We start from the raw sequence: 25,098 nt of genomic DNA, 5'->3' as shown, positions 1-25,098 counted from the left end.
GTGAGGGTGGTCCGGTTGCCGTCGCTGGATGAGTTGGGATTCCGCCTGCACGCCGATGACTCGGTCCTCATCGCCCGGACCGACGTGGCGCCGGGCACCTACTCCGGGGTGCGCGTGCCCGACGAGGTCCCGCGCGGCCACAAACTGGCCACTGTGGACATCGAGCAGGGCGCACCGATCCGCAAGTACGGGCAGATCATCGGTTTCGCCTCGCGCCCCATCGCCGCGGGCGAGCACGTGCACACGCACAACGTGACGTACCAGGAGTTCCACCGGGAGCACGCCTTCGGCGCCGACGTGGTGCCCACCGAGTACGTGCCGGAGGAGGAGCGCGCCACCTTCCAGGGCTTCGTGCGCTCCGACGGCCGGGTCGGCACCCGCAACTACCTCGCGGTGCTGACGTCGGTGAACTGCTCGGCGACCGCGGCGAAGATGATCGCCCGCCGCGTCGAGGCCTCCGGCGTCCTGGACGACTACCCGAACGTCGACGGCATCTGCCCGCTGACGCACACCCTGGGCTGCGGCCACAGCGGGCGCGGCAACGAGGGCTTCGAGGTGCTGCGCCGCGCGCTGCGCGGCTACGCCGGGCACCCGAACATCGCCGGGCTGCTGGTGATCGGCCTGGGCTGCGAGGTCAACCAGGTCAAGAGCCTCACCGAGGACCTGCAGCTGCCGCCGGGCATGCCCGTGCACGCGATGACCATCCAGGAGCTCGGCGGCACCAAGAAGACGGTGGCCGAGGGCGTGCGACGCATCGAGGAGATGCTGCCGATCGCCAACGCGCACCAGCGCGAGACGGTCTCCGCGGACAAGCTCGTGCTGGCCATGGAGTGCGGCGGGTCGGACGCCTACTCCGGCATCACCGCGAACCCGGCGCTGGGCGCGGCGGCGGACCTGCTGATCCGGCACGGCGGCACGGCGGTGTTCGGCGAGACCACCGAGATCTACGGCGCCGAGCACCTGCTCACCCGGCGCGCGGTCAGCCGCGAGGTCGGCGAGAAGCTGGTGGACCGGATCGCCTGGTGGGAGAAGCACGTCCAGGCCGACGGCAGCTCGATCAACAACAACCCCTCCCCCGGCAACAAGGCGGGCGGGCTGACCACGATCCTGGAGAAGTCGCTGGGCGCGGCGGCCAAGGGCGGCACCACCAACCTGGTCGACGTCCTGCAGTACGCCGAGCCGATCACCAAGCGCGGCCTGATGTTCATGGACACGCCCGGCTACGACCCGGTCAACGCGACCGGGTTGATCGCCGGTGGCGCGCAGCTGCTGTGCTTCACCACCGGTCGGGGGTCGGCGTTCGGCTGCAAGCCCGCGCCGAGCGTCAAGCTGGCCACCAACACCCCGCTCTACGAGCGGATGCCCGACGACATGGACATCAACTGCGGGGTCATCGCCGACGGCGAGATGACGGTGGCCGAGATGGGCCAGCAGATCTTCGAGCACATCCTGCGCGTGGCCTCGGGCGAGCAGACCAAGAGCGAGGAGCTCGGCTACGGCGAGGAGGAGTTCGTCCCCTGGCACCTGTCCACAGTGCTCTGACCCCGGATCCGCCGGGGCACCTGCTGCGTGGACGTCGGAGCAGCAGGTGCCCCCGGCGGTCGGGTCAGGCCGCCACGGACTGGCGCCGGGCCCCGAGGTCCCACCGGTGGCGGGTGAGGAGCACCGGAACGCCTTCGCCGCGGGCCTGCGCCGCGAAGACCTCGGCACGGGCGCGACGCCACCACACCACCGTGCGGGACGCGCCGAACAGCAGCAGGGCCACCAGGGCCAGCATCGCGACCCGGTACTCCGAGCCGCCCGGCATGCCCTCCGCGAGGTCGAGCACCAGCCCCACGCACAGCACCCCCAGCGCCGTCGCGGAGTGGCCGCCGGCGTTGGCGACCCCGGTCGCGGTGCCGACGTGCTGGACCGGGTTGTAGTCCCGGACCAGGGCGAAGGCCACCGACGACACCGGGCCGCCCAGGGCGAAGACCAGGAACGCCGCCGCGACCACCGCCACCGGCGGCCGCCCCTGCGGCCACGCCAGCAGGACCCCCCAGGACACCGCGTTGACCCCCAGGTAGCCCACCACGAGCCACATCCGCCACTCCGGGCGCCGGCCGATCAGCGCGCCCACCACGGGACCGCCGACGACCTGGCCGATGATGAGCAGGCTGAGCAGCACGCTCGCCGTCGGCGCGGGCACGCCGAGCCCGTGCACCAGGTACGGGAAGCCCCACAGCAGCGTCAGCGCACCGGAGGCGAACATCGTGCAGAAGTGCGTCCAGAACGCCAGCCGGGTGCCCGGCACCGCCCACGCCGTGCGCACCTGCTCCAGCACCGCGCCACTGCGCCGCGGCTGCGCCCCGCCCGGGGCCGCGTCGCGCACGACCGTGCCGGTCACCGCCGCGTACCCCAGCGTCAGCGCGCCCACCAGCAGGAACGTCGCGGTCCACCCCAGGTTCTGCAGGGCCATCGCGAGCGGGAAGGTGGCCGCGACACCACCCAGCGCCCCCAGCGCGCTGGACACCGTCGCCACCAGCGCGTAGTGGCGGGCGGAGAAGTGCGACGCCACCAGCCGCAGGATGCTCACCCACATCAGCGCGTCACCCAGGCCCAGCACCGCGCGGGCCACCAGGCCCGCCGGGTACGAGCCGGCGACGGCGAAGAGCACTTGCCCGGCCCCCAGGAGCACCACCGCGACGGTGATCACCCGGCGGGGACCGAAGCGGTCCACCAGCAATCCGGTGGGAACCTGCATCCCGGCGTAGATGCCGACCTGCAAGACCGTGAACGCGCTGAGCGCGGCCGGACCGACGTCGAAGCGGTCCAGCGCCTGCGTCCCGGCGACCCCCAAGCTGCCTCTGTGAAACACCGCGGCGAGGTAGGCGACCACCGCCGCGCCCCAGATCCACCATGCCCGACGCTCCGGTCGGTCGGCAGGCACCAAGAACCTCCCTGTTCAGATGTGCGGACCGGTCAGCGTCGACCGGCTGTCCACCGGGCTTGTCGTGGTGCGCCGCCGCAGGGTTACGCCGGGAGCGAGTAAGGTGCGCCACACATCGAGATTTCCCCCCGTCCCTCCGGGAAAATCCACTTCAACCTCCACAGTGGACTGCGGATGGCGACGTTCACGACCGGTCGGCGGCCGACGGGCGGAGCTGGGCGACGACCTCGTCCAGCAGCCCGACCAACCCGGCCAGCGCCGGGTTCGGGTCGTCGTCGCGCCACGCCAGCGCCAGCGGCACCGGTGGCGCGTCGTGCAGCGGGACCAGCACCACGCCCGGCACCTTGAGGTGCCCCGCGGTCGTCGGCACCAAGCCGATCCCGGTGCCCGCGCCCACCAGGGACAGGATGGTGTGGGTGTCCGGCGCCTCCTGCACGAAGTGCGGGCTGAAGCCGTGCCGCAGGCACGCCGCCTGCACCAGCTGGTTGACCACCGAACCCCGGTTGGTCGGGTAGCTGACCATCGGCTCGCTGCGCAGCTCGCCCACCCCGACGCTGCGCCGGCCGGCCAGGCGGTGCCGCTCCGGCAGGGCCACCGCCAGCGGGTGCTGCTCCAGCTCCCGCACGCACAGGCCCTCGGTCGGCACCGGCAGCCGCAGCAGGCCCGCGTCGACCTCCTGCTGGTGGATGCGCTCCACCAGCTCGCCGCCGAAGAGCGGGCTGACGATCTCCAGGCGCACGTCGGGGTAGCGCTGTCGGAACGTGCGCACGATCAGCAGCATCACCTGGTACGAGGTCTGCCCGCTGAACCCCAGCCGCACCACCCCGATCTCCCCGGCCGCGGCCTGCCGGGCCAGCCGCGGCGCGGCGTCGGCCGCCTCCAGCGTCTTGCGCGCCTCCCGCAGGAACGCCTCCCCCGCCGCGGTGAGCGAGACGCGGCGGGTGGTGCGCCGCAGCAGCGGCACCCCGACCTCGTGCTCCAACCGCTTGATCTGCTGGGACAGCGGGGGCTGGGACATGTGCAACCGGACCGCGGCGCGCCGGAAGTTGAGCTCTTCGGCGACGGCGACGAACGCCCGCAAGTGGCGCAGTTCCACACCGACCTCCCCGACCGCGAGCCGCTTCGCCCAGGTGAACGCGCATTGTGTCGCGCGGGCGAATCAAACCTAGCCGAATTTGGTGTTGGACGTAACACATCCGCCGACCTAGCTTCGAGGCACCGGGATCGCGGTGCGGCGTCGCGGAGACATCCGTCGCGTTGGCGAATCCCTCGGTGTGCCAAGGGGTTTCGCCGTGCCGCACGGGCAGGCGCCCGCCCTCGGAGGAGACGGAGCCAGCGCGATGAGACGTCGTTCCGAGCAGCAGAGGATGAGCCGCAGAGCGGGGATCGCCTCGTTCGTCGGCACCAGCATCGAGTGGTACGACTTCTACATCTACGGCACCGCCTCCGCACTGGTGTTCGGCAAGCTGTTCTTCCCCCTGGTCACACCCGCGATGGGCGTGCTGGTGTCGTTCGCGACGTTCTGGGTCGGCTTCCTGGCCCGCCCGCTGGGCGGCATCGTCTTCGGGCACCTCGGCGACCGGGTGGGCCGCAAGAGGGCCCTCATCATCACGCTGCTGCTCATGGGCTTCACCACGGTCGGCATCGGCCTGCTGCCCACCTACGCCGCCATCGGCATCACCGCGCCCGTCCTGCTGGTCCTGCTGCGCGTGGTGCAGGGCCTGGCGGTCGGCGGCGAGTGGGGTGGTGCGGTGCTCATCGCCACCGAGCACGCGCCCCGCGGCCGCAGCGTGCTGTCCGGTTCCTGGGCGCAGCAGGGCTCGCCGTCCGGCCAGATCCTCTCCGCGCTGGCCTTCGCCCTCGTCTCGCAGCTGCCCGACGACGACTTCTACAGCTGGGGCTGGCGCCTGCCGTTCCTGGCCTCGGCGGTGCTGGTGGTGCTGGGCCTGGTGATCCGGCTCAGCATCGCGGAGTCGCCGCAGCTGACCGAACTCAAGCAGACCGGGCAGGTCTCGAAGTTCCCGCTGCTGGAGACCTTCCGCCACCACACCGGCTTGGTGGTGCTCGGCGTGTTCGCCAGCGCGATCGTGTTCTCCGCGGCGTACTTCAAGAACACCTTCGCGGTGTCGTGGGCGACCAACGAGCTCGGCTTCGAGCGCGAGGCGTTCATGACCGTGGTGCTCATCGCCAGCATCACCCAGTTCTTCCTGCAGCCCTTCGGCGCGGTGCTGGCCAGCAGGTTCGGCGTGCGCAAGGTCGTCACCGCGCTGCTGGTCGCCGAGCTGCCGTTGATGCCGTTGATGTTCCTGCTCATCAGCACCGGCAGCTTCGCGTGGTCGGTGGCGGGCATGGTGACCGCGACCCTGCCGCACGTGATGTTCTACTCGGTCCTCGCCGGCGTGCTGGCCGACGCGTTCCCGGCCCGCGTGCGCTACACCGCGATCTCGCTGTCCTACGGCCTGGCCGGGACGCTGATCGGTGGCACCACGCCGATGATCGGCCAGCTCCTGCTGACCGCGTCGGGCTCGATCCTGCCGGTGATCGGCTGGGCGGTGACCACCGTGCTGATGTCGCTGCTCGGCGTTCGAGCGCTGCTGTCCCGCGCCGCGCGCGCCGCGGCCGCGGGTTCTCCGCGAACCGCAACCTCCGGTGTGACGGCCGGTGACGAGTGATGGGTGGAGCGATGGATCCGAACGTGTTCGAGGACGTGCTGCGCACGGTGCGCGACTTCGTCCGCGAGGAGGTGGTGCCCGCCGAGGACGAGATCGAGCGGACCGACGCGATCCCGGAGCGGCTGCGCCGCGCCGCCGCGGACATGGGCTTGTTCGGCTTCGCCCTGCCGGAGGAGTACGGCGGGCTCGGCCTGTCGATGAGCGAGGACGTGCGGCTGGCGATCGAACTGGGCCACGCGGTCCCGGCGTTCCGGAGCATGTTCGGCACCAACAACGGCATCGCCGGGCAGGTCATCGTCAAGTACGGCACCGAGGAGCAGAAGCAGCGGTGGTTGCCGCGGTTGGCCGCCGGCGAGGCGATCGCCTCCTTCGCGCTCACCGAGGACGGCGCGGGCTCGGACCCGAGTTCGGTGCGCACCACCGCGGTCCGCGACGGCGCGGAGTACGTGCTGTCCGGGGCGAAGCGGTTCATCACCAACGCGCCGCACGCCGACGTGCTGGTGGTCTTCGCGCGCACCGGGGAGGACGTGCGCGGCGGCATCTCGGTGTTCCTGGTCGAGACCGGGCTGGACGGCGTCCGCATCGGCCCGCCGAACGCCAAGATGGGGCAGGCCGGGGCGCACACCGCGGAGGTGTTCTTCGACGACGCGCGGGTGCCCGCCGAGGCGCTGGTCGGCGGGCAGGAGGGCACCGGGTTCGCCGCCGCGATGTCCTCGCTGACCCGCGGCCGGCTGCACATCGCGGCCATCTGCGTGGGCCTGGCCGGGCGGATCGTCGAGGAGTCGGTGCGGTTCGCCGCCGAAGCCCAGCAGGGCGGCGGGCCGATCAGCCGGTTCCAGCTGGTGCAGGCGCTGCTGGCCGAGTCGCAGGCGGAGTACTACGCGGGGCGGGCGATGGTGCTGGAAGCGGCGCGCGAGTACGACTCCGGTGCCGACACCCGGCTGGCGCCGTCGTGCGCGAAGCTGTTCTGCAGCGAGATGGTCTCCCGGGTGGCCGACCGGGCGGTGCAGGTGCACGGCGGGTCGGGCTACATGCGCGGGGTCCCGGTGGAGCGCTTCTACCGCGATTCCCGGGTGTTCCGCATCTACGAGGGCACCAGCGAGATCCAGAAGCTCATCATCGCCAAGCAGCTCCTGCGCCAGTTCACCTGACCCACGACTCCGACGTGGACACGCAACTCCACTGGGAGTCGGAGCTGCGGTTCCCGTGCGAACCGCGTCCCCGGTTCCCAGGGGACTCGCGGTCCCCGGCGTCGAGCGCTCTGTCCGTTCCCACCGCGAGGAGGATGCCCGTGGACGCTGCCGACCACTCCGCGATCCAGCGCTTGCTGCACCCCCGGTCGATCGCCGTGCTGGGCGCCTCGGACAACCCGGTCAAGCTCTCCGGGCGCCCGATCGAGCTGATGAAGCGGTTCGGCTACACCGGCCGGCTGCTGCCGATCAACCCAAAGCGCACCGAGGTGCAGGGGCTGCGCGCCTACCGCGACCTGGACGAGGTCGACGGCGAGATCGACCTGGCCATGGTGATGCTGCCCGCCGACAAGGTCGTCGACGGGCTGCGCGCCTGCGCCGCGCGCGGCATCCCCGCGGCGATCGTCGGCGCGGCCGGCTTCGCCGAGACCGGCCAGCGCGGCGAGCACCTGCAACGGCAGCTGGAGGCGGTGGTCGCCGAGACCGGCATCCGCGTGCTGGGCCCGAACTGCCTGGGCATGTTCAGCCTGCGCGACCGCGCGATGCCCACCTTCACCTCCGCGATGGACGACTGCACCGAGCTGGTCGACGGACCGGTGGCCTTCGTCAGCCAGAGCGGCGCGTTCGGCACGTTCATCTTCAGCGCGGCCCAGAACGCCGGGCTGGGCATCTCGCACTTCCTCAACACCGGCAACGAGGCCGACCTGTCGGTGGCCGAAGTGCTCGGCGGACTGGTGGAGACCGACGGCGTCGAGGTGCTCATGGCCTACCTCGAAGGCGTGCACCGGGGGCGGGAACTGCTGGAGGTGGCGCGCCGGGCGCACGAGCTCGACAAGCCGATCCTGGTGGTCAAGGTCGGCCGGTCCGAGGCGGGCGCCCGCGCCGCCCAGTCGCACACCGCCTCGCTGGCCGGGGAGGACGCGGTCTTCGACGGCGCGGCCCGCCAGCACGGCATCGTCCGGCTCGACGGCCAGGACCAGCTGCTCGACACCGCCCAGGTGTTCGCCACCGGGCGGCGGGCCCGCGGCCGCCGGCTGAGCACGCTCTCGCTGTCCGGGGGCGCCGGGGTGCTGATGGCCGACGTCGCCAGCGAGCACGGCCTGCAGGTGCAGCCGTGGGACGAGGCGTGGCAGCAGCGGATGGCCGCGGTGATCCCGCCCTACGGCTCGCCGCGCAACCCGATCGACCTGACCGCGACGCTGATCAGCGAGCCGGACCTGCTGCGGCGCAGCCTCGAGGTGGCGGTGCAGCACCCCGGCACGGACATGATCGCGGTGCTGCTGGGCAACGCCGACAACGCCTCCGCGCAGTTGATCGACGCCATCGAGCAGGCGCACCGCGCCACCGACCGCCCGCTGGTGGTGGTGTGGACCGGCGGCAGCGGGCGTCCCCGGAAGCGGTTGCAGGAGCTGGGCATCCCGTGCTTCACCGACCCCGGCCGCGCGGCCGCAGCGCTGGGCGAGCTCGCCGACTTCAGCCTGCGCGGCCCGCTGCCCGCGCCGCAGCGGCCGGACGACATCGACGACCAGGTGGTCCGCGCGATCGTGCAGGACGCCCGGGACCAGGGCCGCACCCAGCTCGACGAGCACGAGTCGAGCCGCCTCATCGCCGCCTACGGCATCCCGTGCGCGGGCGCGTTCCCGGCCGCCACCCCGGACGCGGCGGTCGCCGCCGCGCGCGACCTCGGCGGCCCGGTGGCGGTCAAGCTGCTGTCCGACCGCATCGCGCACAAGTCCGACATCGGCGGCGTCCGGCTGGGCCTGACCGACGAGGCGGACGTCCGCGCGGCGGCGAGCGACCTGCTCGGCATCGCCCGCGAGGCCGGTGATCCGGGGGCGCGGCTGCTGGTGCAGCGGATGGCCGCGGGCGGCACCGAGCTCATCGTGGGGCTCGAGCACGACCCCGCGTTCGGCCCGGTCGTCGTGGTCGGGTTCGGCGGGGTGCTGGTGGACGTGCTCGCCGACAGCCAGGTCGGTGTCGCGCCGCTGGACACCGCCGCGGCCGAACGCCTGCTGCTGTCGCTGCGCGGGAGCCGCCTGTTCGGCGAGGTGCGCGGCAAGCCGCCGCGGGACCTGGCCGCGGCGGCCGACGCGGTGGCGCGCCTGTCGTGGCTGGCCCACGACCTGGCCGACGACGTCGCCGAGCTCGACGTCAACCCGCTGCTGCTCGACGAGGCGGGCAAGGGCGTCGTGGCGGTGGACTGCCTGGCCGTGCTGGCACCGGCGCGCTGACGAGGTTTCCCCACGAGGAGGAGGACATGAGCGAAGTGACGCCCCCTGCCGGGGCGGCGCCCGAGACCGTGTTCCGGGACGGGCTGGCAGCCGGTGAGCTGCGGTTCCAGCGCTGCCGGGCGTGCTCGGCGGCGGTGTTCCAGCCGCGCGTGCTGTGCCCGGCGTGCGGCAGCGACGACCTGGCCTGGCACCGCAGCAGCGGCCGCGGCCGCGTCTACTCCACGACCGCGGTGCGCGGCCGGGACGGGGTGCACAACGTGTCGCTGGTCGACCTCGACGAGGGCTTCCGCATGATGTCGCGGGTCGAGGGCGTGGCTCCCGACCGGGTCCTCATCGGGACCAGGGTCGCGCTGGACGTGGTCGAGCAGGACGGGCAACCCGTCGCCGTGTTCCGGGAGGAGCTGTCATGACGTTGCGCGGCACCGCGGCGGTGGTGGGCGTGGCCGAGTCGGACCTCGGGCAGGTCGCGCCGGGACTGACCCCGCTGGACCTGGTCGGGCAGGCGACGGTGCGCGCCCTCGCCGACGCCGGACTGTCGAAGTCCGATGTGGACGGTCTGTTCACCGCCTCGTCCTACTACCCGATGTCCGGCATGGACACCGCCGAGTACCTCGGCATCCGGCCCGCGTACGTGGACGGGTCGACCATCGGCGGCAGCTCGTTCGTCTCGCACCTGCTGCACGCCGCCGCGGCGATCGACGCGGGCGTGATCACCACCGCGCTCGTCGTCTACGGCAGCACGCAGCGCTCCGACGGCGGTCGCCTGGTCTCGCCGTCCAAGCCCAACCCGTACGAGGCTCCCTACCGGGCCCGCCACCCGATCAGCATGTACGCGCTGGCCGCCGCCCGGCACATGCACCAGTACGGCACCACGCGCGAGCAGCTGGCCGACGTGGCCGTGGCAGCGCGGCAGTGGGCGCAGCTCAACCCGGTCGCGTTCGCGCGCGGTCCGCTGACCCGCGAGGACGTGCTGTCCGCGCGCATGATCAGCGACCCGTTGACGAAGCTGGACTGCTGCCTGGTCACCGACGGCGGCGGCGCCGTGGTGCTCACCAGCGCCGACCGCGCACGCGACCTCCGCGGCGACCCGGTGTACCTGCTCGGCGTCGGCGAGGCCACCTCGCACCGCAGCATCTCGGAGATGCCGGACCTGACGGTGACCGCGGCGACCGAGTCCGGCGCCCGGGCGTTCGCGATGGCCGGCCTCGGACCGCAGGACGTCGACGTGGTCGAGCTCTACGACGCCTTCACGATCAACCCGGTGCTGTTCCTGGAGGACCTCGGGTTCTGCGCGAAGGGCGAGGGCGGCTCGTTCGTCGCCGAGGGCCGCATCGCGCCGGGCGGCGAGCTGCCGGTGAACACCAACGGCGGTGGGCTGTCCTACTGCCACCCGGGCATGTACGGCATCTTCACCGTCATCGAGGCGGTGCGCCAGCTCCGCGGCGAGTGCGGCGCTCGGCAGGTGGAGGGCGCGGACGTGGCGCTCGCGCACGGCAACGGCGGGGTGCTGTCCAGCCAGGTGACCGCGGTGTTCGGCACCGCCCGCACGTTGTGACGACGACTGTCTGCTGAGGAGGTTCGTGGATGCTGCAGGACGAGGTCGCGGTGATCACCGGCGGCGGCAAGGGGATCGGGTTCGCGATCGCGGAGCGGTTCGTCGCGGAGGGCGCGAAGGTGGTGCTCGCCGACATCGACGGTGACCTGGCGAAGCGGTCGGCGGAACAGCTCGGCGGTGCGGGCACGGCGATCGGCGTGGCCTGCGACGTGACCGACCCCGACGCGGTGCAGGCCGCGATCGAGACCGCCACCGGCGAGTTCGGCTCGCTGGACGTGATGGTGAACAACGCCGGCATCACCCGTGACGCCACGATGCGCAAGATGACCCTGGACGACTTCGAGGCGGTGCTGGACGTGCACGTCAAGGGCGCCTGGCTGGGCACCCGGGCCGCGGCGGCGGTGATGCGCGAGCAGGGCAGCGGCTCCATCGTCAACGTCTCGTCGATCTCCGGCAAGGTCGGCATGGTCGGCCAGACCAACTACAGCGCGGCCAAGGCCGGCATCGTCGGCCTGACCAAGGCCGCGGCCAAGGAGGTCGCGCACAAGGGCGTGCGGGTCAACGCGGTGCAGCCGGGCCTGATCCGCACCGACATGACCACGGCGCTGCGCGAGGACGTCTGGCAGGCCAAGCTGGCGGAGATCCCGATGCAGCGCGCGGGCGAGCCCTCCGAGGTCGCCTCCGTGGTCCTGTTCCTGGCGTCGGAGATGTCGTCCTACATGACGGGCTGCGTCCTGGAGATCACCGGCGGCCGCCACATCTGACCGACCGGCTGGGGCGCCGCGACAACGGCGCCCCAGCAACCGTGCTCAGTCTCCGTCGAGCTCGGCGAGGATGGCCTCGGTGTGCTGGCCGACCTCCGGGATCGGGTCCATGCGCGGTTCGCGTCCCGGCACCGTCACCGGCGGCAGCAGGGCGCGGACCGGCCCGGCCGGGGTGTCGACCTCGCGCCAGCGGTCGCGGGCCGCCAGCTGCGGGTGCTCGGCGAACTCGGCGACGGTGCGCATCCGGGCGTTGGCGATGCCGACCCGCTCCAGCCGCTGCTCGATCTCGCCGCTGCTCATCGAGGCGAACACCTCCTCGATGGCGACCTGCAGCTCGCCGAGGTTGGCCACCCGCTTCGGGTTGGCGTCGAAGCGCGGATCGGTCGCCAGCTCGGGCCGCTCGAGCACCTCCTCGCAGAACTTCACCCATTCCCGCTCGTTCTGCACCCCGAGGAACACCCGCCCGCCGTCCCCCGCGGCGAACGGCCCGTAGGGCGCGATGGCCGCGTGCCGGGCCCCGGCGCGCGGCGGCTCGGCACCGCCGTAGGAGTAGTAGTACGGGAAGCCCATCCACTCGCCCAGCGCGTCGAACAGCGACACCTCGAACGCCGTGCCCCGCCCGGTGCGCTCGCGCTCGTAGAGCGCGGTGAGCACACCGGTGAACGCGTACATGCCGCCGGCGATGTCCGCGGTCGAGATGCCCGTCTTGGCGGGCTCCTCCGGGCTGCCGGTGATGGAGACCAGACCGGTCTCGCACTGGATCAGCAGGTCGTAGGCCTTCTTGTCGCGGTACGGCCCGGTGCTGCCGTAGCCGGAGAGGTCGCAGACGATCAGCCGCGGGTCCTTCGCCCGCAGTTCCTCGGCGCCGAGGCCGAGCCGGGCCGCGGCGCCCGGCGCGAGGTTCTGCACGAACACGTCCGCGCGGGCCAGCAGCTTGTCCATCGTCTCGCGGTCGGCGGCGGACTTGAGGTCCAGGACGATGCTCTCCTTGTTGCGGTTGAGCCAGACGAAGTGGCTGGAGAGCCCCTTGACCGTGGTGTCGTAGCCGCGGGCGAAGTCCCCGGTCGGGCGCTCGACCTTGATCACCCGGGCGCCGAGGTCGGCCAGCTGCCGGGTGGCGAACGGGGCGGCGACCGCCTGCTCCAGGGACACCACGGTCACGCCTTCCAGCGGAAGCATCGACCCGTTCTCCTTCCCGCCGAGGATTTGTACGGCCAATCGCAGGTCAGCATTGCCCGCTCCCTGCCGACGTGTCAATGCCGTCATACCGCTCCTGCGACGACTATGGCCGTACATATCCACGCCCACTCGACCGTTCGAATCGAGTATTGACCGGTCAATTGACAGCGCGCTAGGTTCCTCCCCGTGGCGACACCCGCGTACCTGCGCATCCGCACCGAGCTGGAGCAGAAGATCCGCTCCGGTGCGCTGCCGCCCGGTGCCCGGTTGCCCACCGAGGCCGAGCTCCAGCGGCAGCACTCGGTCAGCCGCGCGACCGCGCAGCGGGTGCTCACCGAGCTGGCGCAGGCCGGACTGGTGGAACGCCACCGGCGGCGCGGCACCTTCGTCGCCGAAGGCGCGCGGCAGGAGAACCTGCTGCGCATGGTGAACCCGACGCTGCCGGGCCCGGAGATCCCGGGGCGGCACGCGGTGGACTCGGCGTCGGTGATCCCGGCGCGCGAGGCCGACGTCGAACTGCCCGGCGTGCCCGAGGACGCGCCGGTGAACCAGCTGCGGCGGCTGAAGTTCGACGTGGACGACAACCCGATCGCCGTGGAACTGTCCTGCGTCCCGTTCTCGCTGGCACCTCGACTGCTGGACGAGGACCTCGAGCACCTGACCGTGCACGCCCACTTCGCCCGCACCGGCGTGCCGGCCGCCAAGTCCCGTGTCTACATCGACCCGGTCCTCCTCGACGAGGACACCGCAGCCCGGTTGCACCTGCCCGTGGGCGGGGCGGTGATCCGGCTCCGCCGGTTGACCTGGCTGACCAACGGCAAGCTCGCCGAGGCCATGTGGCACATCATCCGCCCGGACCTCGTCGAGTTCTTCATCGAGCACACGGTCCTGTCCACTTCGGACTGACCTTTCCACTCCGAGAGAGCGGTCGGCCGGTGCGGCCGACCGCGGGACACCCGCGTCTCCAGCGGCGGTCCCCACCCACTCCTCCACACCCCTGGAGCGACCATGAGCCGACCTCGCGTCGCAGTGATCGGCACCGGCGTGATCGGTGCCATGACCAGCTGGCAGCTCGCCCGGCGAGGAGCCGACGTCCTCGCCCTCGACACCCACTCCCCCGGCCACGACCGCGGCGCCTCCGCCGGCGAGTCGCGCATCTTCCGCACCGCCTACAAGGAGGGCTCGCACTACGTCCCGCTGCTGCAGCGCGCCGAGCGGCTGTGGCGCGACCTGGAACGCGCCGCGGGCACCGAGCTGCTCACCCTGTGCGGCGGCTTGACCATCGGCCCCGCCGACCACCCCGACGTCCAGGCGGTCCGGCGCTGCGCCGAGGCGCACGACCTCGACCACGAGGTGCTCGACGCCGCACAAGCCCGCAAGCGGTTCCCGCAGCACCGGTTCGACGACGACGAGGTCGCGGTGCTCGACCCGGCCGCCGGCGTGCTGCGCCCGGAACCCGCCGTGCAGGCCGCGCTGCGCGTCGCCGCCGACGAGGGCGCCGAGGTCCTGCCCCACCACCGCGTCACCGACGTCGCCGAGACCGCGCGGGGCTGGCGGATCAGCAGCGACAGCAGCACGTTCGACGTCGACCACGTCGTGTTCGCCCCCGGCCCGTGGGCGCCCGCGCTGGAACCGCTGCGGTCACTGCCGATCGAGGTCCGGATGATCACCGCCTGCTGGTTCGCCGCGCGGGACCCGGGCGCGCACCGGCCGGAGGAGATGCCGATCGCGATCCGCCGGCACCGCGACGCCGGGTTCTCCTGCTTCCCGGTGCTGGACGGGGCGTCCGTCAAGGTGGTGCCCCACCACCTGGGCTGGCCGACCCTGCAGAGCCCGGACGAGCTGCCGCGCAGCGCCGCGCCCGCGTTCGCCCGCGCGGCCTCCGACGCCGCGCAGCGGCTGCTGCCCGGAGTGACTCCGCACCCGGTGCGCATCGGCACCTACGCCGAGGGGTTCACCCCCGACGAGCACGCCCTGCTGGGCCCGCTGCCCGGCCACCCCGGTGCCACGGTCATGACCGGCTTCTCCGGCCACGGCTTCAAGCTCGCGCCGGTCTTCGGCGAGATCGGCGCCGACCTCGTGCTGCGCGGGAGCACCGCGCACGACACCAGACACCTGGACCCCCACCGCTTCGCGTGACCACCGGAGGACGACCATGACCGCAGGATCCACCGGGCAGATCGTCGGAGTCGTCATCGCCAGCCTGCTGGTGATCGGTTCCGGCATCGGCATGTCCGTCTACTTCGGACGGAAGGCGAAGAGCTCGAAGGACTGGCTCACCGCGGGCGAATCACTGCCGCTCGTCGTCGTGATCGTCACCCAGTTCGCCACCGCCACCGGTGGCGGGGTGCTCATCGCGCACGTCGGCATCGGCTACGAGTCCGGCTGGTCGGTGTTCATCTACGAGGGCTGCGTGCTGGTCGGCTTCCTCGTGCTGATGCTCATCGCGACGTGGTTGCGCCAACAGCGCTTCACCACCGTGCCGGACATCATCACCAAGCTGTTCGGCCGGCACAAGCTGGTCACCGCGATCGCCGCGCTGGCCGCCCTGGTGGTGCCGTTCGGCTGGCTGGCCACCCAGTTCGTCGCCTTCGCCCAGCTCTTCGGCCAGCTCACCGGCGTCTCCCCCACCGCGCTCATCCTGCTCATCATGGTGGCCTCGCTGCTGTTCGTGCTCCCGGGCGGGTTGACCTCGGTGGCCTGGACCGACTTCGTCTTCGGCCTGTTCATGATCGCGATGTCGCTCGGCGTGGCCGCCTACGCGGTGCACCTGGCCGGGGGCTGGGGCCACATCACGGCGACGCTGCCGCAGCGGCTGTGGGGCTGGGAGGGCCTGACCGCCGCAGGCTGGGAGCAGATCTGGCTGTGGGTCGCGGCGATCCTGCCCGGCACGCTCACCAACCAGCTCTACTACCAGCGCGTCTTCGCCACCAGGAAGGTCTCCGACGCCCGCCGCGGGCTCGGGCTGTCCGGGCTGACCATGCTCGTCGGCGGTGTCTACGCCGGGTGCATCGGGCTGTCGGTGCGCTCGATGAACCCGGGCCTGGCCAACGAGGAGGACGCCGCCGGGTGGCTGCTCACCCAGCTGCCGAGCTGGCTGGTCATCGTCTTCGGCGCGTTCCTGGTGTCGACGATCGTCTCCACCACCGGCGCGGCGCTGCAGTCCGTGGTGGCCAACCTGATCCGCGACGTGTACCAGAACATCGCGGGCAAGCAGCAGGGCGAGCGGCAGACGGTGGCGCTGTCGCGGATGATCACCGTCGGGGTGTCGGTGCTGGCCGCGGTCCTGGCCATCCTGTTCCCCAAGGCCCTGACCTGGCTGGTGGCCACCTACGCCTACTCGGCCGCCGCGCTGGCCGCGCCCATCTTCCTCGGCTACGTCCTGCACCGGCGCCGCCGGCTCACGCCGGTCGCCGCGATCGCCAGCATGCTGGCCGGCATCGTCGGGTGCGCGGCGGCGCAGCTGCTCGACACCACGGTCCCGTACGCCGTCTACGGCATCGCCGCCTCGGCCGCGGTGCTGCTGGTGACGGCACTCGCCACACCGGGCAAGCCCGGTGCACCCGTCCGCAGCGAACAAGTGAGGGAACGAGCATGAAGATCGCCGTGATCGGTCTCGGGGTGCTGGGCGCCAGCACCGCCCGCGCGTTGGCGCTGGCCGGCGCCGAGGTGACCGTCTTCGAACGGTCCGCCCCGCTGGCCGGGACCTCGGGCACGTCGTTCGCCTGGACCAACTCGCACAGCAAGGACCCGCGCGCCTACCACGACCTCAACGTCGCGGGCATGGCCGAGCACGCCGAGCTGGCCGGTCCCGGTGGGGACTGGTTGGCGCGCACCGGGAACCTGGAGTGGGCCGAGGACGCGGCGGGGGCCGAGCGGCTGGCCGCCTCGGTCGCGCAGCTGACCGAGCGCGACTACCCGGTGGAGTGGATCACCCCGCAGCGGGCCCGCGAGTTGGTGCCGGACCTGCGGGTGCCGGAGGGGGTCCGCGACATCGCCTTCTACCCCACCGAGGGCCACGTCTTCCCGGCGCTGCTCGTCGCGCGCCTGTGGGGCGAGGCGCGGGAGCGCGGTGCCGAGCTCCGCTGCCCGGTCGAAGTGCGCGCGGTGTCCGAAGTGGAGGGTGGCGCGCGCGTCGAGTCCACCGCCGGGACGGAGGACTTCGACGCGGTGGTGCTCGCGACCGGTCGCTGGAGCGAGGCCCTGACCGCGTCGGCCGGCCACCGGGTCCCGATGGCCGACCCGGACGCCGCGGGCTCGGCCACGGTCGGGCTGCTCGGCTTCACCCGGCCGCTGCCGACCCGGCTGGACCGGGTGCTGACCACGCCGCGCCTCAACGTCCGCCCGGACGGCGGTGGGCGGCTCATCGTGCAGGGGCTGGACCTCGACGCCCAGGCCGACCCCGCCGCCCCGCCGTCCCCGGACGGTGAGCTGGCCGCGACGCTGTGCGCCCGCCTGACCGACCTGCTCGCGGGGACTGAGGGCGCGCGCCTGGAGTCGTTGCGCGTCGGGCAGCGCTCGATGCCGGCCGACGGCCTCACGGTCGCCGGGTTCCTCGGCGAGCGCGGCACGGTCTACGTGCTCGCCACGCACAGCGGCATCACCCTCGGCCCGCTGCTGGGCCGCCTGGCGGCCCGGGAGGTCGTCGCCGGTGAGCAGCAGGACGTCCTCGCCGGGTTCCGGCCCCAGCGCCTGGTCGGGCGTTCCGACCTGCCGCCGCTGCGCCCGGCCCGCTTCGCCGGCCAGCAGTAGCCCGCGTCACGCGACGTCGCGGGGGATCGACCGGGTCGATCCCCCGCGGCACCGCACCCGCTCGGTCAGCTGAGGTGGCGGCGGAGGAAGTCGAGGGTCCGCGGCCACGCCGTGCGGGCCGAGTCCTCGTGGTAGGCCGCCGGGTTCTGGTCGTTGAAGAACGCGTGACCCGCCGGGTAGAAGTAGATCTGCGGCCGGACCGGGGACTGCCGCTGGATCTTGTCGCGCAGCTCGCTGACCGCCTCCACGCTGATCGTGCGGTCGTACTCGCCGAAGTGGCACAGCATCGGCGCGGTGAGCCCGGAGAAGTCGGTCTCGTCCACCGAGGGCAGGCCGTAGAACGGCACCGCCGCCCCCACCCGGTCGCCCTGCTGCGCGGCCAGCACGATGGCGAACTTGCCGCCCATGCAGAACCCGACCACGCCGACCGACGTGCTGGTCACCTGCTCGTGCTTGAGCAGGAAGTCGACCGCGCCGGCGAGGTCGCGGGCCGCCTGGTCGACCGGCAGCTCCTTCATCATCCGGGCGGCTTCCTTCGCGTCGTGCGTGGTGTGCCCGCCGTAGAGGTCGGGGGCGAGGGCCACGAACCCCTCGGCCGCCAGCCGGTCGGTCACGTCCGCGACGTGATCGGTCAGCCCCCACCACTCCTGGATCACGACCACGCCGGGGCCGCTGCCGGAGGGCGTCGCCAGGTACCCGTGCGCGGTGCGCCCGTTGCTGGGGAAGCTGACGTTCTGGTGCGGATTCGTCACCTTGGCACTCCTCTGACCGGACCTGTGAGCCGACCGGCACATGGTCGCGCCGGGTCAGGCTGATCGCACGTGCTCCTGCCGGGGCACCCGCGCAGCGACCCACCCCGACGAAGATCATCACCGTATCGAGGCACACCCCACCTGCCAACCCCCGTCCCCACCACACTCAACCCGGCACCCACCCCCGCAACCAGACCGGGCCCACCCTGCCAGCCAGGCGGAACCGACACCCCACCTCCCTCGGCGACGCCCTGCCAGTTCCAGGCAAAACTGGCACCTCACGGCCCTGGCCGGACCGGTGTCGCGCTCGCCCGTGACTGTCGCCGCAGGTCAGGGGCGGGCATGGCGCGCGGGGGCGTGGTCCTCCGTGGACGGTCGGCGGGTGCCTTCGGCCTCCGGCCGCCCGCTGCGGCGTTGCGGGCGGGGCGTTGACCGCCGGGTCAGTCGTGGACGACCTGGTCGAGCACGGTGGTGAAGGCCTCGCGGTCGACGCTGTACGGGTCCTCGGCCAGCCAGCTGCCGATCTCGCGGACGAACTGCGCCGGGGTCATCGGCGCGACCTGCCCGTCCTGCTCGACGGTGGTGACCTCACCGGAGCGGCTCGGGTAGATCAGCACGGCGCCACGCACCTCCACCCCGGGCAGCAGCTCCTCGAAGACCTCGACGCCCTCCACCAGCCTGGTCGTACCGCCGCGGAACGGGTGGCCGTTGCGCCACAGGGTGCCGTCCTCGTCGGTGGTGTAGTGACCGGGCAGCCAGGTCTTGGACTCCACCAGCACCAGCCGCCGACCGCACAGCACCGCGTGGTCGACGTCCTCGAAGACCGAACCGGGCCAGGCCAGGCCGTGGAACACCCGCGCGCCGGGCAGCCGGGTCAGGTACTTGGCGCACAGCTCGGCGGTGAGCTGCTGGGCGCGGTTCTGCGGGTCCGTGGTGGCGCGCTGCCCGAAGATCCGGCGACCGCCGTGCTCCGCGACGAACAGCCGGTCGGCGCGGTGCGCGCGGATGTGCCGCCGCAGCATCACCACGACCACCGCGCCCGAGGCCACCAGCAGCCCGAGCCAGCACGCCAGCAGCGCGGCGGTCAGGTCGACGGCCAGGCCGGCGAGCAGCAGCAGCGTCCAGCCGCCGACCAGCGCGAGGGTGGGGGCGCGCTCGGGGCCGGTGATCGGCAGGTAGCGGATCCGCGCGTCCGGGTCGACGCCGTCCCACCACGCGATGTCGTCCAGCCGCAGCCGGGGCAGCCGCGGCACGTAGTCGGGGTCGTCGCCGAAGGTCCGGCGGCGACGGCGGGTGGCGGTGGGGCGCGGCCGGTGTTCCGGCTCGGACTCCTCCTCCTGGCAGGCGCCGTCGTAGCTGGCCCGGCGCACCGGGTCGTTGAGGGTCTCGTAGGCCTCCTGCAGCAGGCGGAAGGTGCCCGCGGTGCCACCGACGTCGGGGTGCATGGTGCGGGCCAACGTCCGGTACGCGGATTTGATCTCCGAAGCGGTCGCATCCCGACGCACGCCGAGCAGTTCGTAGTAGTCGACCCCGCGCACGGCCCTCCTGCCTCCCACTGGTGCGCGGTCATGATAGGACCCGCGCCGAGACCAAGATCAACCGCGGTCGGCCGTCCCCGGCCTCCGGGTGATCTCCTTCCCGACCTGAGTGTCGTCGACGGACCGGGCCACCGCGCCCCACCCGACCGCCTCGATCACCGTGATGGCGCAGTCGGTGCACCCGTCGGCGCGAGCCCCCGCCTCCGCCCGGACGGCACACCCCGGAACGCGAAAAACCCGCTGACCTTCGGGTCAGCGGGCTCTTCCACGCGGGTGGCCGAGACGGCGGGGCCGTCCCTCCCTTTTGACCACCCGGAACAGCCGGGCGCGGTTGTCAAGTGGCGCCTCGAACCGGCTCGGCTAGCTCCAGCGGTGCGCCGCCGGGTCCGCGGACCGGAGCGGGAGGGGCTCCGGCCGGCTCGCCCGGCACCGCGAAGTCTGTCCGTCGGCGGGCTCGACGCCCACCGTGCCGTCGCCCACCCTAGCAGGTCCCGCGCGCGGCGATGGTCACGGCAGCCACGATCGTCCCGCCGGAGGGGCGTGCCGTGCGCCACAACCGGGCGTACCGGAAATGAACGGGCGGCACTTCTCGCCAGACGAAGGATTTGCCGCGCTCGAGGACGTTGACGACGAATTTTGTCGCCCCTAGAGTCCGGCGCCGGATGCGAACGGCGATTCGGCGGCCCCGGTTCGCGGGCGCCGGACCCGGTGCTCCACCATTTTCCCGCTGCGAACGACGATTCCTCAGGGGAGCACGCATGTCCGGTTCCGCGCCCACCGGCCAGTCCACCACCGGCTGGGTCCGGGTGATGCGGCGCAAACCGATCAGCACGCTCGTCGCCGAGAGCGGTGCCGACACCGGCGGCGGCGAGCTGCGGCGGTCGCTGGGCGTCGCCCGGCTGACCATGATCGGCGTCGGGTCGACGGTCGGCACCGGCATCTTCATCGTGCTCAACGAGGCCGTGCCCAAGGCCGGGCCGGCGGTGGTCATCTCGTTCGTGCTGGCCGCGATCACCGCGGCGCTCACCGCGCTCTGCTACGCCGAGCTCGCCTCCACGATCCCGGTCGCCGGCGCGTCCTACACCTACGCCTACGCCACGCTGGGCGAGCTGATCGCCTTCCTCGTCGGGGCGTGCCTGCTGCTGGAGTACGGGGTAGCGGCCTCGGCGGTGGCGGTCGGCTGGGGCGAGTACCTCAACGCGCTGCTCGGCGACGTGGTCGGCTGGCAGATCCCGGCCGCGTTCAGCGCTCCGCCCGGTGAGGGCGGCATCCTCAACCTCCCGGCCGCGGTGCTGGTCACCGCCTGCTGCCTGCTGCTGGTGCGCGGCGCCAAGGAGTCCGCGACGATCAACGCGATCACGGTGTGCATCAAGCTCGCCGTGCTGCTGCTGTTCGTCGCGGTCGCCTTCACCGCCTTCAAGGCCGAGAACGCCCAGCCGTTCGCCCCGTTCGGCGCGGCGGGCGTCGGCGCCGCCGCCTCGATGGTGTTCTTCTCCTACATCGGCATGGACACCGTCTCCACCGCGGGCGAGGAGGTCCGGGACCCGCGCCGGACGTTGCCGCTGGCGATCTTCTGGTGCATCGCGATCGTCACCACCATCTACCTCCTGGTGGCCGTCGCCGGGATCGGCGCTCAGCCGTGGCAGGCCTTCGAGGGCCAGGACGCGGGCCTGGCGGCGATCCTGAGCGACATCACCGGCTCGGGCTGGCCGGCGATCGTGCTCGCCGCCGGTGGCGTGGTGTCGATCTTCGGCGTCACCCTGACCACGATCTACGGCCAGACCCGGATCCTGTTCTCGATGGGCCGCGACGGGATGGTGCCGCGGTTCTTCCACACGGTGCACCCGCGCCGCCGCACCCCGGTGCGCAACACCCTGGTCGTCTCGCTGTTCGTCGGGCTGCTGGCGGCGGCGGTGCCACTGAACACGCTGGCCAACCTGACGAGCATGGGCACGCTGGTGGCGTTCACCGTCGTCTCCGCGGGCGTGGTGGTCCTGCGCCGCACCCGACCGGAGCTCGAGCGCGGCTTCCGCGTCCCGGGCTACCCGGTGGTCCCGGCCCTGAGCGTCGCCGCGTGCCTCTACCTGATCTCGCAGCTGCCCTGGAGCACGTTCCTGATGTTCGCGGTCTGGATCGGCCTGGCGCTCGCCCTGTACTTCACCTACAGCGTCAAGCACAGCGCCCTGGCCGCCGGCGAGGTCGAGCCCGCCCGCTCCTGACGGACGCTCGCCGGGTGGCTCCGCCACGGGTCACCCGGCGAGAACACCACTGCGACAGCGGCTTCCGGAAGATCTCGCGCTGCGGCGGATTGACACGCCTGAGAAGATGAAAAGTCGGCGTGTCCACCACATTCCACAAGGGACTCCGCCGAACCTGGTGCCATGATAGCCGCTGTGAGGGGCAAGTGTCAATTCAGGAGTACGCAGAGGAGCTGCGGTCCGAGCGGGAACACATCGCGGGGCTCTACGCGCGGCTCGACGCCGAGCGCGCGCGGGTGGTGAAGGAGTACCGCGCCGCGTTGCGCGACCACGGCGGGACCGCCGTGGAGCGGGACGTCGCGGTGCGCGCGCTGGCGCGGGAGACCACGCGACTGGACGTGGCGGACAACGGGCTGTGCTTCGGCCGGTTGGACAGCACCTCCGGAGAACGCACCTACATCGGCCGGATCGGGATCTTCGACGAGGACGACGACTACGCGCCGCTGCTGGTCGACTGGCGGGCGCCCGCCGCCCGCCCGTTCTACACCGCCACCGGCGCCAACCCCGAGAACATGCGTCGGCGCAGGCACTTCCACACCCGCGGGCGTGCGATCACCGGCTTCACCGACGAGGTCCTCGGCCGGCCCGGCGAGGACGCGCACGGCGACGCGGCCCTGCTGGCGGCGGTCAACGCCCCGCGCGGGGAGGGCATGCGCGACATCGTGGCCACCATCCAGGCCGAGCAGGACGAGATCATCCGGCTCGACCACCCGGGCGTGGTGGTCATCGAGGGCGGCCCGGGCACGGGGAAGACCGTGGTGGCACTGCACCGCGTCGCCTACCTGCTCTACACCAAGCGGGAACGCATGGAACGCCACGGTGTGCTCGTGGTCGGCCCCAACCCCGCGTTCCTCGACCACATCAGCCGGGTCCTGCCGTCGCTGGGCGAGACCGACGTGGTGTTCATGACCACCGGCGACCTCGTGCCCGGCCTGCACGTCACCGCGGAGGACACGCCGGAGGCCGCGAAGGCCAAGGGCTCACTGGGGATCCTGGACGTGCTCGCGGCGGCGATCGCCGACCGGCAGCGGCTGCCGGAGGAGCCGCTGGAGATCGAGCTGGAGGACGTCACGGTCCGCATCGACGCCGAGACCGCGGAGTGGGCCCGGCAGGAGGCGCGCGACACCGGCCTGCCGCACAACGAGGCCCGCGCGACCTTCGTCGAGATCGTCACCTACGTGCTCACCGAGCGCGCCGTCGCCCGCATCGGCCGGGGCTGGCTGACCCGGGAGGACGAGCAGACCTGGGCGCAGCTGAAGGCGGAGGTGCTCGACGAGCTGCACGCCAACGACGCCTTCCACGCCGCGCTCGACGAGCTGTGGCCGGTGCTGACGCCCGAGGGACTGCTGGCGTCGCTGTACAGCTCGCGCGAGCGGCTGCGCGCGGCCGGTGCCGACGAGGCGCTCTACCGCGCGCAGGGTGACGCCTGGACGGTGTCGGACGTGCCGCTGCTCGACGAGCTGGTCGACATGCTGGGCAGTGCCGGGCCGTCGCAGGAGAGCACCGAGCGCGCACGGCAGCGGGAGGCCGAGTACGCCCAGGGCGTCATGGAGATCCTGCACACGGAGCGCCACGACCTGATGGACGACGAGGACCACCTGCTCGCCCAGGACCTGCTCGACGCCGCGGACCTGGCCGAGCGGTTCGTCGAGCGGGACACCCGCACCCTCGCCGAACGCGCCGCCGCGGACCGGGACTGGACCTACCGGCACGTGGTGGTCGACGAGGCCCAGGAACTGTCCGAGATGGACTGGCGGGTGCTGATGCGGCGCTGCCCGAACCGGTCGTTCACCGTGGTCGGCGATCTCGCGCAGCGCCGCTCGCCGGCCGGGGCCCGGTCGTGGAGCGCGGTGCTGGACCGGTACGTGCCCGGGCGCTGGGTCTACCGGTCGCTGTCGGTGAACTACCGGACCCCGGCCGAGATCATGGAGGTCGCCGGGGCACTGCTCGCCGAGTTCGCCCCCGGGGCCGAGGTGCCGGAGTCGGTCCGCTCGTGCGGCGTACGGCCGTGGTCCCGGCGCGTCACCGAGGACGAACTGCCCGCGGCGGTCGAGGAGTTCACGCGGGAGGAGGCCGACCGTGACGGCACCAGCGTCGTGATCGGTCCGGCGGACGTGCCGGGTGCGGTGCCTCCCCCGGAGACCAAGGGGCTGGAGTTCGACGCGGTCCTCGTGGTCGAGCCGGAGCGCATCCTCGCCGACGGCCCGCGCGGCGCGGCCGACCTCTACGTCGCGCTGACCCGCGCCACCCAGCGCCTCGGCGTGCTGCACCGGGGACCGCTGCCGCAGGTGCTGGCCGGGCTCGCCGAGGTCGAGCGCGTGTAGCGGGAGGGGCCGGCCGCGGTGGCACGGCCGGCCCGTCCGGTCGACCATGGGCACATGGCACCGACGCTGCGCGTGCGCATCGCCCCGGAGCTGCGGTTGTTCGTGGCTCCCCGGCACCGGGGCGGGGTGGCCGAGGTGGCCTACGACGGCACCGCGACCCTCGGGCACATCGCCGAGTCGCTCGGCGTGCCGCTGACCGAGGTCGGGACGCTGCTGGTGGACGACGTGCCGCGCACTCCCCCGCACCAGCCGCGCGCGGGGACGACCATCGAGATCCGGCCGGTCGAACGCCCGCAGGCCGCCCCGCCGCGGTTCCTGCTGGACGTCCACCTCGGCAAGCTGGCGCGGCGGCTGCGGCTGGTCGGCGTGGACGCCGCGTACCGCAACGACGCCGACGACGACGAGCTGATCGCCGAGGCCGAGCGCGAGCAGCGGGTGCTGCTCACCCAGGACCGGGGGCTGCTGCGGCGCCGGGCGCTGTGGGCCGGTGCCTACGTGCGCGGGTCCGACCCGGCCGAGCAGCTGGTGGACGTCATCGAGCGCTTCGCGCCACCGCTCGCCCCGTGGACCCGCTGCACCGCCTGCAACGGACTGCTGACTCCGGTGTCCAAAGAGGACGTGGTGGCGGAGATCGAGCCGGGCACGCGCCGCCACTACGACGACTACGCCCGCTGCCCGGACTGCGACCGCGTCTACTGGCGCGGCGCGCACTCCCACCGCATCACCGCGATCATCCGAGCAGCCCGCCGCGCCCACCCCGGAACGCGGTGAAGGGCACCGTGCGCCGACCGGGTTGGCGCACGGTGCCCTTCACCCATCGACTGCTCGAACACCGTGCGTTGTCCACAGGAGATCGCGAGGACGTGCTCGAGCGCGAGCCGCGTCGGCCGCAGCGGGTTCTCCCCGGGTCGCGCTCGGCTGTTCGTGCGTGGGCGGGGTGGCGATCCCGCGCGT

19 protein-coding genes are annotated in these 25,098 nt (G+C 72.7%); 14 read left to right on the top strand and 5 right to left on the bottom strand.

All coding sequences use genetic code 11. From position 1 onward, the window contains the following. Positions 1-15 precede the first annotated feature (15 nt). Positions 16-1,542, top strand: a complete 1,527-nt coding sequence (locus HNR68_RS12710; protein ID WP_218888285.1) for a UxaA family hydrolase — start codon at positions 16-18, stop codon at positions 1,540-1,542. 64 nt (positions 1,543-1,606) lie between these two features. On the opposite strand, the gene HNR68_RS12705 is transcribed toward HNR68_RS12710, so the two are convergent. Both HNR68_RS12705 and HNR68_RS12700 read right to left on the bottom strand, forming a co-directional pair. Next, positions 1,607-2,929: an MFS transporter gene (locus HNR68_RS12705; RefSeq protein WP_179720706.1), complete on the bottom strand. Its 1,323-nt coding sequence runs from the start codon at positions 2,927-2,929 to the stop codon at positions 1,607-1,609. Between the two features lie 184 nt (positions 2,930-3,113). Then, positions 3,114-4,025 carry a LysR substrate-binding domain-containing protein gene (locus HNR68_RS12700; RefSeq protein WP_179720704.1) on the bottom strand — a complete coding sequence of 304 codons (912 nt, stop codon included), beginning with the start codon at positions 4,023-4,025 and terminating at the stop codon, positions 3,114-3,116. Between the two features lie 271 nt (positions 4,026-4,296). On the opposite strand from HNR68_RS12700, the gene HNR68_RS12695 reads away from it, so the two are divergent. The 6 genes from HNR68_RS12695 to fabG all read left to right on the top strand — a co-directional run bounded on the left by HNR68_RS12695 (position 4,297) and on the right by fabG (position 11,341). Then, positions 4,297-5,601, top strand: a complete 1,305-nt coding sequence (locus HNR68_RS12695) for an MFS transporter (protein ID WP_179720702.1) — start codon at positions 4,297-4,299, stop codon at positions 5,599-5,601. A gap of 11 nt (positions 5,602-5,612) precedes the next feature. Beyond that, complete coding sequence (locus HNR68_RS12690) at positions 5,613-6,752, top strand: acyl-CoA dehydrogenase family protein (RefSeq protein ID WP_179720700.1); 1,140 nt, start codon at positions 5,613-5,615, stop codon at positions 6,750-6,752. Positions 6,753-6,892: 140 nt separating this feature from the next. Continuing rightward, positions 6,893-9,022, top strand: coding sequence for an acetate--CoA ligase family protein (locus HNR68_RS12685; protein ID WP_179720698.1), 2,130 nt, complete (start codon positions 6,893-6,895; stop codon positions 9,020-9,022). A gap of 26 nt (positions 9,023-9,048) precedes the next feature. Next, positions 9,049-9,432 (top strand): Zn-ribbon domain-containing OB-fold protein, encoded by a 384-nt coding sequence (locus tag HNR68_RS12680; RefSeq protein ID WP_179720697.1) that lies wholly within the window; start codon positions 9,049-9,051, stop codon positions 9,430-9,432. Next, positions 9,429-10,577 carry a thiolase gene (locus HNR68_RS12675; protein ID WP_179720696.1) on the top strand — a complete coding sequence of 383 codons (1,149 nt, stop codon included), beginning with the start codon at positions 9,429-9,431 and terminating at the stop codon, positions 10,575-10,577. The genes HNR68_RS12680 and HNR68_RS12675 overlap by 4 nt, the downstream gene beginning before the upstream one ends. 29 nt (positions 10,578-10,606) lie before the next feature. Continuing rightward, entirely contained in the window at positions 10,607-11,341 is a 735-nt protein-coding gene (gene fabG / locus HNR68_RS12670; RefSeq protein ID WP_179720694.1) for a 3-oxoacyl-ACP reductase FabG, read from the top strand. Between the two features lie 45 nt (positions 11,342-11,386). Here the strand turns inward: fabG and HNR68_RS12665 are convergent, their stop codons facing one another. Then, on the bottom strand, positions 11,387-12,520 hold the full coding sequence (locus HNR68_RS12665) for a CaiB/BaiF CoA transferase family protein (protein WP_179720692.1): 1,134 nt from the start codon (positions 12,518-12,520) through the stop codon (positions 11,387-11,389). A 186-nt stretch (positions 12,521-12,706) separates the two neighbouring features. Here HNR68_RS12665 and HNR68_RS12660 point away from each other — a divergent pair, with 186 nt between their 5' ends. The 4 genes from HNR68_RS12660 to HNR68_RS12645 all read left to right on the top strand — a co-directional run bounded on the left by HNR68_RS12660 (position 12,707) and on the right by HNR68_RS12645 (position 17,272). Beyond that, complete coding sequence (locus HNR68_RS12660) at positions 12,707-13,426, top strand: UTRA domain-containing protein (RefSeq protein WP_179720690.1); 720 nt, start codon at positions 12,707-12,709, stop codon at positions 13,424-13,426. 102 nt (positions 13,427-13,528) lie between these two features. Beyond that, positions 13,529-14,659, top strand: a complete 1,131-nt coding sequence (solA, locus tag HNR68_RS12655; protein ID WP_179720688.1) for an N-methyl-L-tryptophan oxidase — start codon at positions 13,529-13,531, stop codon at positions 14,657-14,659. A gap of 16 nt (positions 14,660-14,675) precedes the next feature. Continuing rightward, complete coding sequence (locus tag HNR68_RS12650; RefSeq protein ID WP_179720686.1) at positions 14,676-16,118, top strand: sodium:solute symporter family protein; 1,443 nt, start codon at positions 14,676-14,678, stop codon at positions 16,116-16,118. Then, positions 16,115-17,272, top strand: coding sequence for an NAD(P)/FAD-dependent oxidoreductase (locus HNR68_RS12645; protein WP_179720684.1), 1,158 nt, complete (start codon positions 16,115-16,117; stop codon positions 17,270-17,272). Before HNR68_RS12650 ends, HNR68_RS12645 begins: the two co-directional genes overlap by 4 nt. A 65-nt stretch (positions 17,273-17,337) precedes the next feature. Here HNR68_RS12645 and HNR68_RS12640 read toward each other — a convergent pair whose 3' ends face one another. Both HNR68_RS12640 and HNR68_RS12635 read right to left on the bottom strand, forming a co-directional pair. Next, positions 17,338-18,024 (bottom strand): dienelactone hydrolase family protein, encoded by a 687-nt coding sequence (locus HNR68_RS12640; RefSeq protein WP_343050102.1) that lies wholly within the window; start codon positions 18,022-18,024, stop codon positions 17,338-17,340. 440 nt (positions 18,025-18,464) lie between these two features. Continuing rightward, positions 18,465-19,562, bottom strand: coding sequence for a DnaJ domain-containing protein (locus HNR68_RS12635; protein WP_179720680.1), 1,098 nt, complete (start codon positions 19,560-19,562; stop codon positions 18,465-18,467). A 758-nt stretch (positions 19,563-20,320) separates the two neighbouring features. Here HNR68_RS12635 and HNR68_RS12630 point away from each other — a divergent pair. The 3 genes from HNR68_RS12630 (at position 20,321) to HNR68_RS12620 (ending at position 24,915) form a co-directional block, all read left to right on the top strand. Continuing rightward, positions 20,321-21,781, top strand: a complete 1,461-nt coding sequence (locus HNR68_RS12630) for an amino acid permease (RefSeq protein ID WP_218888283.1) — start codon at positions 20,321-20,323, stop codon at positions 21,779-21,781. Positions 21,782-21,966: 185 nt separating this feature from the next. Beyond that, complete coding sequence (gene helR / locus HNR68_RS12625) at positions 21,967-24,144, top strand: RNA polymerase recycling motor ATPase HelR (protein ID WP_179720678.1); 2,178 nt, start codon at positions 21,967-21,969, stop codon at positions 24,142-24,144. A 54-nt stretch (positions 24,145-24,198) separates the two neighbouring features. After that, positions 24,199-24,915 (top strand): Mut7-C RNAse domain-containing protein, encoded by a 717-nt coding sequence (locus tag HNR68_RS12620; protein ID WP_179720676.1) that lies wholly within the window; start codon positions 24,199-24,201, stop codon positions 24,913-24,915. The last annotated feature ends 183 nt before the right edge of the window (positions 24,916-25,098 follow it).

The sequence above is a fragment of the Saccharopolyspora hordei genome (assembly GCF_013410345.1).
GTDB lineage: Bacteria > Actinomycetota > Actinomycetes > Mycobacteriales > Pseudonocardiaceae > Saccharopolyspora > Saccharopolyspora hordei.
Note: the sequence above shows the minus strand (reverse complement) of the source record. Positions and strands in the feature narration are given on the sequence as shown.